General features: G+C 74.3%; 11 protein-coding genes. 2 read left to right on the top strand and 9 right to left on the bottom strand.

Annotated elements, in window-relative coordinates:
- Positions 1–6: 6 nt before the first annotated feature.
- Complete coding sequence (locus CP968_RS30130) at positions 7–1,725, top strand: discoidin domain-containing protein (RefSeq protein ID WP_150522215.1); 1,719 nt, start codon at positions 7–9, stop codon at positions 1,723–1,725.
- A 144-nt stretch (positions 1,726–1,869) separates the two neighbouring features.
- On the opposite strand, the gene CP968_RS30125 is transcribed toward CP968_RS30130, so the two are convergent.
- From CP968_RS30125 to CP968_RS30100, 6 genes are all read right to left on the bottom strand, one after another.
- Positions 1,870–2,769, bottom strand: a complete 900-nt coding sequence (locus CP968_RS30125; RefSeq protein WP_268253283.1) for a YihY/virulence factor BrkB family protein — start codon at positions 2,767–2,769, stop codon at positions 1,870–1,872.
- 144 nt (positions 2,770–2,913) lie between these two features.
- Positions 2,914–3,831, bottom strand: coding sequence for an NADP-dependent oxidoreductase (locus CP968_RS30120; protein WP_150522214.1), 918 nt, complete (start codon positions 3,829–3,831; stop codon positions 2,914–2,916).
- Positions 3,832–3,953: 122 nt separating this feature from the next.
- Entirely contained in the window at positions 3,954–5,309 is a 1,356-nt protein-coding gene (locus tag CP968_RS30115; protein WP_150522213.1) for a GH1 family beta-glucosidase, read from the bottom strand.
- A gap of 20 nt (positions 5,310–5,329) precedes the next feature.
- Positions 5,330–6,193 (bottom strand): carbohydrate ABC transporter permease, encoded by an 864-nt coding sequence (locus CP968_RS30110; RefSeq protein ID WP_150520983.1) that lies wholly within the window; start codon positions 6,191–6,193, stop codon positions 5,330–5,332.
- Positions 6,183–7,202, bottom strand: a complete 1,020-nt coding sequence (locus CP968_RS30105) for a carbohydrate ABC transporter permease (RefSeq protein ID WP_150520982.1) — start codon at positions 7,200–7,202, stop codon at positions 6,183–6,185. Before CP968_RS30105 ends, CP968_RS30110 begins: the two co-directional genes overlap by 11 nt.
- Before the next feature lie 10 nt (positions 7,203–7,212).
- Positions 7,213–8,532, bottom strand: a complete 1,320-nt coding sequence (locus CP968_RS30100; RefSeq protein ID WP_150520981.1) for an ABC transporter substrate-binding protein — start codon at positions 8,530–8,532, stop codon at positions 7,213–7,215.
- 213 nt (positions 8,533–8,745) lie between these two features.
- Between CP968_RS30100 and CP968_RS30095 the strand changes: the two genes are divergently transcribed.
- Positions 8,746–10,059, top strand: coding sequence for an ROK family transcriptional regulator (locus tag CP968_RS30095; RefSeq protein ID WP_150520980.1), 1,314 nt, complete (start codon positions 8,746–8,748; stop codon positions 10,057–10,059).
- Positions 10,060–10,134: 75 nt separating this feature from the next.
- On the opposite strand, the gene CP968_RS30090 is transcribed toward CP968_RS30095, so the two are convergent.
- The 3 genes from CP968_RS30090 to CP968_RS30075 all read right to left on the bottom strand — a co-directional run bounded on the left by CP968_RS30090 (position 10,135) and on the right by CP968_RS30075 (position 15,407).
- Positions 10,135–11,226 (bottom strand): LacI family DNA-binding transcriptional regulator, encoded by a 1,092-nt coding sequence (locus CP968_RS30090; RefSeq protein WP_150520979.1) that lies wholly within the window; start codon positions 11,224–11,226, stop codon positions 10,135–10,137.
- 23 nt (positions 11,227–11,249) lie between these two features.
- On the bottom strand, positions 11,250–14,171 hold the full coding sequence (locus CP968_RS35095) for a glycoside hydrolase family 3 C-terminal domain-containing protein (protein WP_229886493.1): 2,922 nt from the start codon (positions 14,169–14,171) through the stop codon (positions 11,250–11,252).
- 159 nt (positions 14,172–14,330) lie between these two features.
- Positions 14,331–15,407, bottom strand: a complete 1,077-nt coding sequence (locus CP968_RS30075; RefSeq protein ID WP_150520978.1) for an RNA ligase (ATP) — start codon at positions 15,405–15,407, stop codon at positions 14,331–14,333.
- Between the last annotated feature and the right edge of the window lie 206 nt (positions 15,408–15,613).

The raw sequence follows: 15,613 nt of genomic DNA, 5'->3' as shown, positions 1-15,613 counted from the left end.
GCACGCATGCGTTCCCTCGTCACGGCCGCGCTCCTCGCGGGCGCCGTGACCGTACTGCCCACCGCTCCGGCGCACGCCGCCGGCAGCGTGGTGAAGGTGACCGGCTCCCAGGGCGACTGGCAGCTCCGGGTGGACGGTTCGCCGTACGTCGTCAAGGGCGTGACCTGGGGCCCCTCCCCGGCCGACGCCGGACGGCTGCTGCCCGACGTGAAGTCGCTCGGCGCCAACACGATCCGCACCTGGGGCACCGACGCGACCAGCCGCCAGCTGTTCGACGCCGCCTCGGCCAACGGCATCAAGGTGGTCGCCGGCTTCTGGCTCCAGCCGGGCGGCGGCCCGGGCAGCGGCGGCTGCACCGACTACGTCACGGACACCGCCTACAAGAACACCATGCTGGCCGAGTTCTCCCGCTGGGTGGAGGCCTACCGCGACCACCCCGCGGTGCTGATGTGGAACGTGGGCAACGAGTCGGTCCTCGGCCTGCAGAACTGCTACGGCGGCGCCGAGCTGGAGAACCAGCGCAACGCCTACACCGCCTTCGTCAACGACGTGGCGAAGGCCGTCCACCGCATCGACGCCAACCACCCGGTCACCTCCACCGACGCGTGGGTGGGCGCGTGGCCGTACTACAAGCGCAACTCGCCCGACCTCGACCTGTACTCCGTCAACTCCTACAAGGAGGTCTGCGGGGTCCGGCAGGCCTGGGAGCAGGGCGGCTACACCAAGCCGTACCTGATCACCGAGACCGGACCGGCCGGCGAGTGGGAGGTGCCGAACGACGCGAACGGCGTCCCGCTGGAGCCCGGCGACCAGGCCAAGGCCGACGGCTACACGAACGCCTGGAACTGCGTGAAGGGCCACCAGGGCGTCGCGCTGGGTGCGACGGTCTTCCACTACGGCACCGAGTACGACTTCGGCGGCCACTGGTTCAACCTGACCCCGGCCGGGGAGCGCCGGTCCATGTACTACGCGGTGAAGCGGGCGTACGGCGGGAACACGGCCGGGGACAACCTGCCGCCGACGGTGTCCGTGCCGTCGGTGCCGGACGCGGGAGCCGTCCCGGCCGGTAGGGAGCTCACCGTCCGGGCACCCGCGACCGACCCCGAGGGCGACGCGCTCGCGTACGAGGTCCTCTGGGGGAGCAAGTACGTCGACGGGGGCGGCGGCCTGGTGTCGGCCCCCTCCACGCACCTCGGCGGCGGCACCCTCAAGGTCACCGCTCCGGCGAAGACCGGCGTGTGGAAGCTGTACGTGAAGGTGAAGGACGGGCGCGGCAACGTGGGCGTCGAGCAGCGCTCGGTGCGGGTGGTCCCGCCGCCGGTGGCGGGCACGGACGTGGCGCTGAACCGGCCCACCACGGCGTCCACCTTCCAGAACGACGGCTACGGCGGCTGCCCGTGCACCCCGCAGCTGGCCACGGACGGCCGCAACGACACGCGTTGGGCCAGCAGTTGGGCCGACCCGCAGTGGCTCCAGGTGGACCTGGGATCGGTGCGGCAGCTGAAGCACGCCCAGCTCGTGTGGGAGGGCGCGTACGGGAAGGCCTACACGATCAGGGTGTCGGACGACGGCCGGAACTGGCGGACGGCGTACGCCACGTCCACCGGTGACGGCGGGATCGACGACTTCGACATCACCGCGTCGGGCCGCTACGTCCGGCTGGAACTGACCCAGCGCGGCACCGGCTACGGCTACTCGCTGTTCCACTTCGGGGTCTACGCCTGATCCGACCCCCCGACCGGGGCCCCTGCCGGACGTCCGGCGGGTGCCCCTCCCTCCGGGCCCTCCCCCGCGCACCTCCCCGCGCGCTCCGCGCGCCGCCCTTCCACTCCGCCGGGCGGCGCGCGGTCCGGTGTCCGGCCGGGTGCGTCAGCCGGGCGGCGGGTCCCGGTCGCGGCGCGGGGAGAGCTGCCGTCGGGCGGTGCGCCAGCGCGAGCGCATCTCGTCGAGGACGGCGTCCCACTCGCGCCGCACCTCGTCGTCGGCCGGCCGTCGCCCGGCCCGGATCCGCCCGAGCTCGTCGTGGACCTCCCGGCCGAGGGCGACGGAGCCGACGACGACGAGCATCGCGCCGAAGAGGGCGGAGATCAGGGCGAAGACCGCCCCGACGGCGCCGTAGGCGGTGGCGTAGGAGTCGAAGAGGTGCGGGAGGTAGATGCTCGCGCCGACGGAGTAGCAGGCGGCCAGCACGGCGGCCAGCACGCCGAAGGGCAGCAGTTCCGTCCGGGAGAGCCGCTTCGCGGACAGGATCCGGCCGCTCAGGACGAAGAAGCCGACGGACAGGACGGCCTGGCAGGCGGCGGACGCCAGTCCCAGGCGCCGCTGGTCGAGGGAGGCCGAGATCCAGCCGTTCAGGGCGAGGAAGGCGGCGGAGCACGCGATCCACCACAGCCCGTTCAGCGTGTTGCGCACGCTCAGGGGCTTCAGCTCCCAGGCCTGTTCGAACACCCGCTGTGCGGCCCGGGAGAACCCCAGCACGGAGATGACCACGAAGACGGTGCCGGCGATGCCGGCGCCCGTGCTGGCGGCCTCGTCGGCGGTGGAGGCGAACAGGTCCGTGACGGCTTGGGCGCCGCCGCCGGTCAGACCGTAGTGGTCGATGATCTCGTCCGCGACGTCGTGGTCGCCCACGAGGTCGAGGAGGGCGCCACCGAGGACGGCGAGGGGGATCAGCGCGGTCAGCGCGCTGGAGGCCAGCGCCATCGACCGGTCGAACCCGGCGACCTTCTGGAAGCGGTTGACGACGCGGAGCGTGAAGGCCGGACGCAGCCAGAACGTGAGGGTCCTGGTCAGGCGTTCGCGGCTGACGGCGGCCGTGCGGACCTCCCGCGGTCGTGTCGTCCGCCGCGCCGTCGCGCCGGACCGCCGCCGAGCGTAGCGCGCGGCGCTCGGCGGCAGCGGCCGCGACGCGGGTCAGACCTCGATGACGATCTTGCCGGCAGTGTGGCCCTCCTGGCTGAGGGCGAAGGCCGCGGCCGCGTCGGCCAGGGGGAAGGTCTCGGCGACGGTCACCGTCAGCCGGCCCGCGTCGGCGAGCCGGCCCAGTTCGGCCAGGTCGCCGCCGTTCGGCCGCACCCACATCCACTCGCCGCCGGACCCGGTCACCGTCGGGTCGGCGATCGAGGCGTGGCGGCCGTCGTCGTGCAGGACCTCGCGGGTGACGTCGAGGACCCCGCCGACGAAGTCCGCGACGACGGTGACGCCGTCGGGGGCCAGCTCGCGGACCCGGCCCGCGAGTCCGTCGCCGTAGGCCACGGGCTCGCCGCCCAGCGCGCGCACCCGCTCGTGGTTGCGCGGGGAGGCGGTGCCGATGACGCGGGCGCCGAGGGCGCGGGCGATCTGGACGCCCAGGGAGCCGACGCCGCCCGCGGCGCCGTGGACCAGGACGGTGTCGCCCTCGCCGGTGCCCAGGCGGGTGAGCACCTGGTAGGCGGTGAGGCCGGCCAGGGGCAGTCCGGCGGCCTGCGCCCAGCCGAGCGAGGCGGGCTTGTGCGCCAGGGCGCGCACGGGGACGGTCACGAACTCGGCGAAGGTCCCGCCGTGCACGTAGTCCTTGCGGGCGTAGGCCATCACCTCGTCGCCCTCGGCGTATTCGGGGGTGTCGATGCCGACGCGCTCGACGGTCCCGGACACGTCCCAGCCGGGGACGACCGGGTGCACGACGTCCATCATGGCGTCGAGCCCACCCGCCATGATCTTCCAGTCGACGGGGTTGACCGCGGCGCACTTCACGCGCACGAGCACCTCGCCCGGTCCGACCTTGGGAACCGGCAGCCGGGTCTCGGAGAGCACCTCCGTCCCGCCGTACGTCTCGTAGGCAATCGCCCGCATGGTGGCCTCGGCCATGTTCCGACCTCTCCGTGTGCTGGGTGTGGACCCCTCCCCCACGGCCCATCCCACCACGCACGGCGCGCCCGTCCCGCGAAGCGGGGCGGGCGCGGCGGGTGGGAGCGTCAGCCGGCGCGGTGGGCGGCGATGATGCCGGCGTAGTGGCGGCCGCTGGTCTTGACGGTGCGGCGCTGGGTCGCGTAGTCGACGTGGACGAGGCCGAAGCGCTTGTCGTAGCCGTAGGCCCACTCGAAGTTGTCGAGCAGGGACCAGGCGTAGTAGCCGGCCACCGGCGCGCCCCGGCGGGCGGCGCGGGCGCAGGCGGCGAGGTGGGCCGTCAGGTACGCGGCGCGCTCGGGGTCGTGGACGGTGCCGTCGGGGGCGACGGTGTCGGGGTAGGAGGAGCCGTTCTCGGTGATCCGGATCTGCGGGGAGGCGTACTCCTCGTGCAGCCGCATGATCAGGGTCTCCAGGCCGTGGGCGTCGACCTCCCAGTCCATGCCGGTGCGCGGGACGCCGGGGCGCTCGATCTGGCGGGCGTAGGGCGCGGGGCCGTCCGGGTCGGCGGCGACGACCTGCGGGAAGTAGTAGTTCAGGCCGAACCAGTCGAGCGGGGCGGCGATGGTGGCGAGGTCGCCCGGGCGTTCGGGCAGGTCGACTCCGTAGACCTCGCGCATGTCGGCGGGGAAGCCGCGGCCGTGGACGGGGTCGAGCCACCAGCGGTTGACGTGGCCGTCCATCCGCCGGGCGGCGGCGCGGTCGGCGTCGCTGTCCGTGGCCGCTTCGACGGTGGAGAGGTTGTTGACGATGCCGATCCGCGCGCCGGGGGCGGCGGCCCGGACGGCCTGGGCGGTCAGTCCGTGGCCGAGCAGCAGGTGGTAGGAGGCGCGGACGGCCGCGGTGAGGTCGGCCTGGCCGGGGGCCATCCGGCCCTCCAGGTGGCCGATCCACGCCGAGCAGAGGGGTTCGTTGAGGGTGGCCCACTGGGTGACGCGGTCGCCGAGCCGCTCGGCCACCAGGCCGGCGTACGCGGCGAGGTGTTCGGCGGTGGCGCGCTCGGGCCAGCCCCCGCGGTCCTGGAGGGCCTGGGGCAGGTCCCAGTGGTAGAGGGTGACGGAGGGCTCGATGCCGGCGGCGAGCAGGCCGTCGACGAGCTGGTCGTAGAAGTCGAGGCCCTTGGCGTTGACCGGTCCGTCGCCGCCGGGCAGCACCCGCGGCCAGGCGATGGAGAGGCGGTAGGCGTTGGTGCCGAGCTGGCGCATCAGGGCGATGTCCTCGCGCCACCGGTGGTAGTGGTCGCAGGCGGTGTCGCCGGTGTCGCCGCCGTCGACGGCGCCGGGGACGCGGGAGAAGGTGTCCCAGATGGAGGGGGCCCGGCCGTCCTCGTCGACGGCGCCCTCGATCTGGTAGGCGGAGGTGGCGGTGCCCCAGGCGAAGTCGCGGGGCAGCGCGCCGAGGTCGACGGGGTGCGCGTCGGTCATGGGGAGGCTTTCGGAAAGGGTCATTTGACGGCTCCTGCCGTGAGTCCGGCCACCAGGTACTTCTGCAGCAGCAGGAATCCGGCGACGACGGGGATGCTGACGACGAGCGAGGCGGCCATGATCTGGTTCCAGTAGACGTCGTTCTGCGTGGAGTAGCCCTGCAGTCCGACCGCGAGGGTGCGGGTGGCGTCGTTGGTCATGACGGAGGCGAAGAGCACCTCGCCCCAGGCGGTCATGAAGGCGTACACGGCGACGGCGACGATGCCGGGCACCGCGGCGGGGATGACGACGCGGAAGAGCGCGCCGAGGGGGCCGCAGCCGTCGACGGTGGCCGCTTCGTCGAGGTCGCGCGGGACGGAGTCGAAGTACCCGATGAGCATCCAGATGGAGAAGGGGAGGGAGAAGGTCAGGTAGGTGAGGATCAGACCGCCCCGGGACCCGTAGAGGGCGACGCCGGTGCTGTTGCCGATGTTCACGAAGATCAGGAACAGCGGGAGGAGGAAGAGGATGCCGGGGAACATCTGGGTGGACAGCACGGTGACGGTGAACAGCCGCTTGCCGCGGAAGCGGTAGCGGCTGACCGCGTAGGCCGCGAAGATCGCGATCACCACCGAGCAGACGGTGGCGGTGCCGGCCACGATCAGGGAGTTCACGAAGTACTTGGCGAGCGGGACGGTGTGCCAGATGTCGATGTAGGGGCGGATGGTGAGGCCGCTGGGGATCCAGCGGAACTGGCCGGCCACGTCCTTGAGGGGCTTGAGCGAGCTGGTGACCATCACGTAGACGGGCAGCAGGACGAAGCCGGAGAGCAGGGTCAGGAAGATCGTCCGGATCACCCGGAAGGACAGCGGCGGGTCGAGCGGGCTGCGGGCTCTAGCGGGCATCGGCGTCCTTCCGGCCGCGGGTGGTGAAGAACAGGTATCCGGCGGTGACCAGCAGCAGGAACAGCAGCAGCAGGACGGACATGGCGGAGCCGGTGCCGAAGTTCCAGGTGACGAAGCTCGACTGGTAGATGTGGATGGAGATGAGGTCGGCGGCCTCGGGGGCCGATTTCCCGAAGAGGACGAACGGCGTGTTGAAGTCGTTGAACGTCCACAGGAACAGCACCAGGATCAGCACCTGGTTGACCGCGCCGACCGAGGGCAGCGTGATCCGCCGGATCTGCTGCCAGATGCCGGCGCCGTCCAGCGCGGCGGCCTCGTAGAGGTCCCTGGGGACGTTCTGCAGGGCGGCCATCACGATGAGGAACGCGAACGGCCAGCCCTTCCAGACGGAGACCGTCAGCAGCGCCCAGAAGCTGTTGTCGCCGAGCAGCCAGAAGGTGTGCTCGGCCCCGCCCAGGCCCAGTTGGTCGTGGAGGAGGTGGTTCACCATGCCGTTGTCGCGCTGGAACATGAACGCCCAGGTGATGACGGCCGCGTAGACGGGCAGGGCGTACGGGACGAGGAACAGCGCCCGCAGGAAGCCCCGGCCGCGGAAGGTCTCCTGCATGAACACGGCGGCGGCGGTGCCCAGCAGCCAGCACAGGCCGACCGAGAGCAGGGTGAACAGGCAGGTGGTGAGGAAGGAGCCGAGGAGGGCCTCGCCGACCGGCCGGTTGACGTCGACGGCGAGGCGGTAGTTGTCGAAGCCCGTCCAGGGCGCCCGGGACCAGTCCCGGATGAAGAACTGGGTGAGCTGGCGGAAGCTCATCACGATGCCCATCACCATCGGGACCAGGTGGATGAGCAGTTCGAGGAGGAGGGCGGGCAGCAGGAGGAGGTAGGGCAGGGCGGTACGGCGCAGGCGTCCGGGGCGGCGGACGCGACCGGGGCGGGGCCCGCCGGCGGGGGCGCGGCCGGCGCGGCCCCCCGCCTTCGCGTCGGGTGGGAGCGTGGTGGGTGCTGAGGTCATGGGACGGGACTCAGCTCGACATCTGCTGCTGGGCCTTGGTGAGCTTCGCCTTCACCGATTCGGCGGTCACCGGGCGGCCCGCCGCGGCGTCGGCGAAGAGCTCCTTGACGGCGGTGCCGACGGCCGTCTCGAACTGCGACTCCTCGGGGACCTGCGGGAGCGGGGCGGCGCTGGTGGAGAGGGTGTTGCGGAGCACCGTGAGGTCGTCGGTGGCGAAGGCGGGGTCGGTCTGGGCGGCCTTGACCGGGGGGATGGAGCCGTAGGTCCTGTTGAGGATCTTCTGCTCCTCGTCGCTGGTCATGAACTTCACGAACTTCAGCGCGCCGTCGGTGTTGTCGGTGTTCTTGAAGACGGCCAGGTTGATTCCGGCGACCATGGAGTTGGTGTTCTTCCCGCTGCCGGGAGCGCCGCCGGCCGGGACCGGGACGGGGGCCACGCCCCAGTCGCCCTCCTTCATGCCGTGCGCCTTGAAGGTGCTGGCGGCGTTCTGCCACAGGACCATGGCGGTCTTGCCGTTGGAGAAGTCCTGGAGGGACTGGTTCTTGTCGTACTCGGCGTTGCCGGGCGCGATGATCTTGTCCTTGGCCATCAGGTCCACGTACTGCTTGACGGCGTCGACGTTGGCCGCGGTGTCGAAGGTGGGCTTGCCGGCGGCGTCGAAGAACTCGGCCCCGTGCTGCTTCGAGAGCACGAAGGCCTGGTGGATGTTGTTGGAGAGGTTCGAGCCCTCCGCGCCCAGGGCCCACCTGCCGTCCTTGGACAGCTTCCGGCCGATGGTGACCATCTCGTCCCAGGTGGCCGGCGGCTTCTCGATGCCCGCCTCCTGGAACACCTTCTTGTTGTAGTAGAGCGCGTACGACATCGAGTAGAGCGGCACCGCGGCCGGGTCCTGGCCGGCGGCTCCGGCCGAGCCGATGGCGGACTCCACGAACCGGTCCCTGCCGCCGATGGCGTCGAAGTTCTTCGCGGTCCACGGGAGCAGCGCGCCGGTGGCCTGGAGCGAGGAGGACCAGGTGTTGCCGATGTTGAGGACGTCGGGGCCCTGGCCGGAGGCGGTGGCCGCGAGGATCCGGTTGAGCAGGTCCGACCAGGGGACGACCTCCAGTTTGACCTTGATGCCGGTCTGCTCCTCGAACTTCTTCAGCTCCGGACCGAGCGTCGCCTGGTCCGCCGTGATGTCGGGCCCCTGGTTGGAAGCCCAGTAGGTGAGCTCCTTGGGGGCGGTGTTGGAACCGCCCTCGGCGCCCGTGGACCCACCGCCGCAGGCGGTGGCGGCGGAGAGGAGGGAGACAGCGACAGCGGCGGCGGCAGCGGCTCTGGTTCTGCGCATGGCGGCTCGGTCCCTTTCGGCAGGGTCGGGGGAAGGCCGGTCGGGCGGCGGGGGGACGCCGGGTGTCGTCTCTCCGGCGTCTCCGCTGCACCCGTTTTTGTCCAGGCCTTAATTTAGGACGTGAGTTAAGCCCCGTCAGAGGGTCGCGTCAAGGGGTCGCGCAAGGGTATGTTGCGAGCGACGTGGCGCCGACGCCACTGCGGAAGGGGCCAGATGACCACGGGGCGTAGCGGACGAACGGTGCGGGACCTGCGGCGCGGAAACCGGAGCGCCGTGCTCCAACGGCTCTACTTCGGCGGGCCGATGAGCCGGCAGGAACTCGGGCCGGCCACGGGTCTGAGCTCCGGGTCCGTCAGCAACGTCGTGGGCGAACTCGTCGCCGACGGACTGCTGGAGGAGGCCGGCGTGGTCGACTCGGACGGCGGCCGGCCCCGCACCCTGCTGCGGGTGACGCCGCACAGTGCGCACATGATCGGCGTGGACGTCGGCGAGACCCGGGTGCGCGTCGAGCTGTTCGACCTGGCGCTGACCGAACTGGCGCGCACCGAACTGCCGTTGCTTCCCCGCGGCTGCTACGACGTCGGCCCGATCGTCGACCACATCAGGACGGGCATCGCCACCGTGCTCGCCGAAGCGGGCGTCGGCACCGACCGGCTGCTCGGCGTCGGCATCGGCGTCCCGGGCATCGTGGACCGCGCGGCGCCGGGCGGCACCGTGGTGCACGGCCAGACCATCGGCTGGAACGCGGTGCCGCTGGAGGCGCTGCTGCGCGCCACCGGGGCGCTGCCCGACGAGGTCCCGTACATCATCGACAACGGCGCCCGGACGCTCGGCCAGGCCGAGATGTGGTTCGGGGCCGGCCGCGGTGCGCGCGAGGCGGTGGTGGTGCTCTTCGGCTCGGGCGTCGGCGCGAGCCTGATCACGGACGGCTCGCCGGAGGGCGGCACCACGGAGGGGACCCCGCTGGAGTGGGGCCACCTGACGGTGTCCGTACGGGGGCGGCGCTGCCGGTGCGGGGCGATGGGCTGCCTGGAGGCGTACACGGGCGCGGAGTCCCTCCTCGCCCGTTGGGCCGAACTGGGCGGCGGACCGGCGCAGTCGGCCGACGAGGAGGAGGCCCTCTCGGCCCTGCTCGCGGCGGCCGGGACGGCCGACCCGGTGGCGCTGGCGGTGCTGGAGGAGACGGCGGAGTTCCTCGGCGCGGGCCTGTCCGACCTGATCAACCTGTTCCGGCCGGAGCGCATCCTGATCGGCGGCTGGGCGGGGCTGATGCTGGCCCCGCACATCCTGGCCTCGGTCCGGGAGCACGCGACCCGCTACTCCCTGCGCCACCCGGCCGGGCGGGTCTCCATCGGCATGGGCTCCCTGGGCCCGGACGCCGTCACGGTCGGCGCGGCCACCCTGCCCCTGTCGGCCTTCTTCACGACGGGCGGCCGCCGCGCCGCCCCCGAACCGCGGGCGGAACCCCCGGGCTGGCGCACGGCCCTGGAGGTCCGCGGCGAAGCGGCGGCGGCCCGCCGGGCGTAGGCCCCGGTCACCGGGGCGGCGGTCCGGACCGGCTGGCCGGGCGAGCAGGCGACCGGGCTGCCGGGGCGCGACGCGTCAGGCGGAGTCGCGGACCACCAGCTCGGGGGCGAACAGGACCGAGACCGGTTCCGGGGCGGCCGCGCCCGCGACGCGGTCCAGGAGCAGGCGGACCATCTCGGCGGCCATCTCCTCCACCGGCTGGCGCACCGTCGTCAGCCTCGGCCGGCACGCCGCGGCCGCGCCCGAGTCGTCGAAGCCGACGACCGCCACGTCCTCCGGAACGCGGCGGCCGTGCTCGCGCAGCACCAGGCAGGCCCCCTGCGCCATCAGGTCGTTGGCGGCGAACACCCCGTCCACCTCAGGCCGTTCGGCGAGCAGCCGCCGCATCGCCCGCTCGCCGCCGTCGAGCGTGAAGCCGCCCTCGGCCACGCGCACCCGCCCTCCCGCCGCCTCGCGGAACCCCGCCAGCCGCTCGCGGCTCGCGGGCACGTCCGCCGGGCCGCCGATGGCCGCGAGCCGGCCGCACCCGCGCGCCAGCAGGTGCCGGGCCGCCAGCGCCCCGCCCTCCCGGTGCCGCAGGTCCACGTGGTCGATCGGGACCCCCGCCGCCGGGCGGGCGAACAGCGCGGCCGGCAGCGCGGCCCCGGCCAGCATCCCCGGCAGCGGGTCCCGGGGGTGCGTGGTGGCCAGCAGCGCTCCGTCGGCGCCGCCCTGCGCCACGTACGCGAGCACCTCGGCACGGTCCTCGGCACTGTCGGCGAACATGAGCACCGGGTGCACCCCGCGCGGCCGCAGCGCCCGCACCACGCCGCCCACCACCCGCCCGAAGAACGGGTCCTGGAGGACCCCCGCGGCGAACTCGTCGTGTCCGCGGCCGGATTCGGCGCCCGCACCGCACACCACGAGGGCGACGGCCCCCGAGCGGCGGGTGACCAGCGAGCGGGCCGCCCGGTTCGGCCGGTACCCGGTCGCGGCGATGGCCCGCCGGACCGCCTGCTGGATGGCCGGGTCCACGTTGCGGACCCCGTTGACCACCCGCGAGACGGTGGCCCGGGACACCCCGGCCGCGCGGGCCACGTCCTCCAGGGTCGCGGCGCCCGCACCCGCGGCCGCACCGGCCCCCGTACCCGCCCGCGCATCCGTTCCCGTACGCCCCCCGATGTCCATGGCGGCACTGTAGCGCCCCCGGTTCAGGCCTCCAGGACCCCCCGCAGCGGGAGGTCCCCGGCGCTGCGGCCCGCCAGCAGCGTGAACCGGCCCGGCTCCGCGGTCCAGCCGCCCTCCGCCGGGCACCAGTGCCGCAGGGCCCGCGCGTCGATCCGTACGTACGCCGTGACCCGCTCCCCCGCGCCGACCCGTACCGCGGCCCATCCGGCGAGCCAGCGCACCGGCCGGTCCACCGCCGAGTCCGGCCGCGCCAGGTACACCTGGACCACTTCGCGGCCCGCGCGGGCGCCGGTGTTGCGGAGCTCGACGGGGATCTCGTAGCCGCCGGGGGCCGGTTCGGGCGGGCCGAGGCGTTCGTAGGCCCAGGTGGTGTAGCCCAGCCCGTGGCCGAACCAGTACGCGGGGGCCCGGCCGGCCCGCAGCCACGCGCGGTGGCCGATGTGCAGCCCCTCCTCGTACGGCAGGACCCCGGCCGTGGGGCGGGTGGTGCGCACGGGTGCGTCGGCGAGGACGGCGGGCCAGGTGGTCGGGAGCCGGCCGCCGGGTTCGGTGCGCCCGAGGAGGACGTCGGCGAGGGCGGCGCCCGCCTCCTGACCGGGGAACCAGGTGAGCAGGACGGCTCCCGGGCGGGTGCGCCAGGGCAGTTCGACGGGGCCGCCGGCGTTGACGACGACGACGGTACGGGGGTTCGCCCGCACCACCTCCCGCACCAGCCGGTCCTGCGGGGACGGCAGGCGCAGGGTCCGCCGGTCGTGGCCCTCGGACTCGGCGCCCTCGGTGGTGCCCACGACCACGACGGCCGCGTCGGCGCCACGGGCCGCAGCCACGGCCGCGGCGAGGGCCTCGGCCGGGTCGGGGCCGGGCGGGGCGGCGGTCAGGACGGTGGCCCGGCCGGTGCCGGGCGCCAGCCGGCGGCGGGCCACGACCCGGGCGGGACGGCCGGCGGTGAGGTGGACGCGGGCGGTGTGCTGGGGCGGGCGCACGTGCACGACGGCCGGGTCGTCGGTGCGGGGCGGGTACTCCCCCGCCAGCACGGCCGCCCCGTCCACCGTGAGGCGGAGCGCGCCGAAGCCGCCCAGCCCCAGGGTCCAGGGCCCGGTGACGTCGGGGTGGAGCACGGCGGCCAGCTCGACGGAGTGGGCGCCCGGGGGCAGTTCGGGCTCCAGGACCCGGCCGGAGGGCTGGTGCGCGTGGTGCAGGACGGCTCCGGAGGCGTCGAGCACGCGCAGCCGTACGCCGGGCGCACCGGTTTCGGGGTCGCGGGCGTGCCGGGGCCCGAGCGGCGCCGGGCCTCCGGTCCCCTCCGGGGGCGGCCCGGGCTCGTACACGACGCGCACGCCCGGCGGCAGGGCGTCGCGCAGCCCGGCGAGCGGGGTGACCACCTCGCGCGGGAACACCTCGGAGCTGCCGCCGCCCTGGACGCGCGGATCGGCGGCGTGCGCCCCGATGACGGCGAGGGTGGCGAGCGCGGCGGGGTCGAGGGGCAGCACGCCCCGGTTCTCCAGCAGCACGGAACTCGCGGCGGCGGCCTCGCACAACACCGCCCGCCCCCTCGCCTCCCGGTCGGCCGGATCCGCGGGTGCGACGGCGTGCACCGACCGCCCGCACCCGGCTCCGGCCACGGCCTCCGGCCGGGGCTCCGCCAACGCCTGGGGCCCGGGCTCTCCCGAGGCCCGGGGCCGGGGCTCGCACCGGGCCTCGGCCGGAGGCCCGGCCAAGGGCTGCCCCGCGATCGGGGGCTGCTCCGCGCCCACCACCACCGGACGCACAGGCGGGGCCGGGGATTTCGGTGCCGTCAGGACGTCCGGGGTCGCCGGGGTCGTCGGGGTCACCGGGGCCACTAGGGCCACGGGGGTCGCCGGGGCCACTGGGGTCACCGGGGTCACGGAGGTCGCCGGGGTCACGGGGGCCACCGGGGTCACGGGGGCCACCGGGGTCGCCGGCGTCACGAGCCCGGCCGGGGGTTCCGGGCCCTCCGAGGCCCCCGGGTCCGCCGAGGCTCCCGGGTCCGCCGAGGCCCCCGGGCCTTCCCGGCCTTCCCGGCCCTCCCGGCCCTCCCGGCCTTCCGGGCCCTCCCGGCCCTCCGGGGCCAGCGCGCCCACGCGGGCGGCGAGGCGCAGCAGGCGGCGCGCCTTGTCCCGTACCGCCTCGGCGGACACCAGTCCGCGTTCCACGGCGTCCACGAGCGCCGCGCCCCACGGCCCTTCGGGACCCGGCATCAGCAGGTCCTGCCCCGCGCGGCCCGAGGCGACCGTGGAGCGGCCCGCGCCCCAGTCGGAGACCACGACCCCGTCGAAGCCCCACTCCCCCTTCAACGGCTCGTACAGCAGGGAACTCTCGCTCATGCTGGCCCCGTTGACCCGGTTGTAGGCCGACATCACCAGCCAGACCCCGGCCCGGACGGCGGCCTCGAAGGGTGCGAGGTACAGCTCTCGCAGCACGCGTTCGTCCACGCGCGCGTCCAGCGTCAGCCGCTCGGTCTCGGAGTCGTTGGCGACGTAGTGCTTGGCGGTCGCGGCCACCCCGCGGGACTGGATCCCGCGGACGAGCGCCGCACCGGTGCGCCCGGCGAGCAGCGGGTCCTCCGCACAGCACTCGAAGTGGCGGCCGGCGAGCGGGCTGCGGTGGAGGTTCAGCGTGGGGGCGAGCAGCACGTCGACGCCCTTGCGGCGCGCCTCCTCGCCGAGCAGGACACCGAGGCCGTACGCCCGGTCCTCGTCCCAGAGCGCGCCCAGTGCGCTGGCGGACGGCAGGACCGCCGCCGTGGACGTCTCGTCCCAGCCGGGCCCGCGGACGCCGGCCGGTCCGTCGGAGAACACCATCCGGCTTAGCCCGACGGCCGGTTCGGCGGCCGTGTGCCAGGTGTCGTCACCGGTCAGCAGCCGCACGCACCCGCTCAGGTCCAGCTTGTCCACGAGCCGGCCCGGCTCGTCACCGTCGTCCATACCGATCGACCCCTTGCACCGGAGAGCGGAGAGCGGGAGAGCGCTCTCCGGCATGATCGAGGGGGGACTCCGGCCCTGTCAACGCCTCTGCGGTCGCGCGGCGTCGACAGGGCGGGCGGTCAGGCGCCGGTCACCTCCGGGAGGGCGCGTCGCCCGCGCTCACTCGTACTCCGTGCCGTTCCTGCGGGTCAGGTAGGCGGGGCTGACCGCCTTCGCGACGGCCCGGCCGCCCAGCACCGGGCTGTACCGCTCGGCCGCCGCCCGGATGACGACGCCCTCGCGCAGGTGCAGTCCGCGCCCGGACACGGTCTCCCGGCCGCTGGCCAGCTCCAGCACCCGGTCGAGGGCGTACGGCCCCTCGTACAGTCGGGGGACCGTCGGCAGTTCGCCGGGCTCCAGGGCTTCGGCCGGATCCAGCCAGCACAGTTGCCCGTCGATCTCGGCCGAGACGTCGAAGACGGCGTATCCGGGCGGGGTGTCGGCGGTGCGCGGGCCGACTCCGTACGCGAGGTCCTGCACACCCGCGCCGTACACCTCGCCGAAGATCCCGATCCGGGTCGCGCCGAGCCGGGCGGCGAGGGCCGCCGCGACCGCCGGCACCCCGTGGCCGCGCACGGCCCGCCAGTACACGTTGCGCTCGTCCTCCCTGAGCGCCAGGCCCTTCGCGCCGAAGCCCTTGGACGAGACCAGGCAGCGGCCGCCCTCGACGACGTACGTGAACAGGCAGGCCGTGCCGTGGACCTTCTCGGTGAGCACGACGGGCTCTCCGGGCTCGAAGGCCTGCGGGTGGCGCCGCAGGTTCTCGATGTCGGTCCACGGCATCAGATCGGGGGCCGGTTCGGCGTCGCCGCTCATGGTCGCGGGGACCGGCGGAGCCCATTTGGTGATGCCGAGGAGCCCGGCGAAGTCCGTACCCTCTTCGGCCGCGCGCGCCAGGTCGGTGTCCGCGAGGGCGCGCGGTCTGCACACGAGCCCCTGCGAGAGCTCGCCGCGCAGCCGGACCGCTTTGACCCGGTCCGCGTTGCCGCCCGCGAGACGGCCGGTCAGGCCCAGCTCGTCGACGAGCGCTGCCGGAAGGACCGCCTGCTCCGGCACGTAGAGCGCGAACTCTCCGGTGCGGTAGGCGCCCTTGGCGACGACGGCCCGGTAGAGGCCGACCTGGGCCAGTTCCAGCGCGTCGGCGTTCGGATGCTCGTGGACGGTCAGCTCTTCGGCGGTCACCCGCAGGGTGGACATGGGGTCTCCTCGGACGCAGGGACGGACGATGGGCCGGTGGGGGCCGGCGCGTGGTGGTGCACCGTGGCACGCGGTGGTGCACGGTGGTACGGGGTGGCGCACACGGGTGCACGGTGGTGCGGCGCGTGCCGCACGATCACTCTCCATCGGCCCATAGCCGCTGGTCCAGCGGATATCGGAGGTGTTAGCCTGCCGCGCCCGCGGCG

The organism is Streptomyces subrutilus (genome assembly GCF_008704535.1).
In the GTDB taxonomy this organism is placed as follows: domain Bacteria; phylum Actinomycetota; class Actinomycetes; order Streptomycetales; family Streptomycetaceae; genus Streptomyces; species Streptomyces subrutilus.
This window is presented reverse-complemented; position numbering and strand designations above follow the sequence as displayed.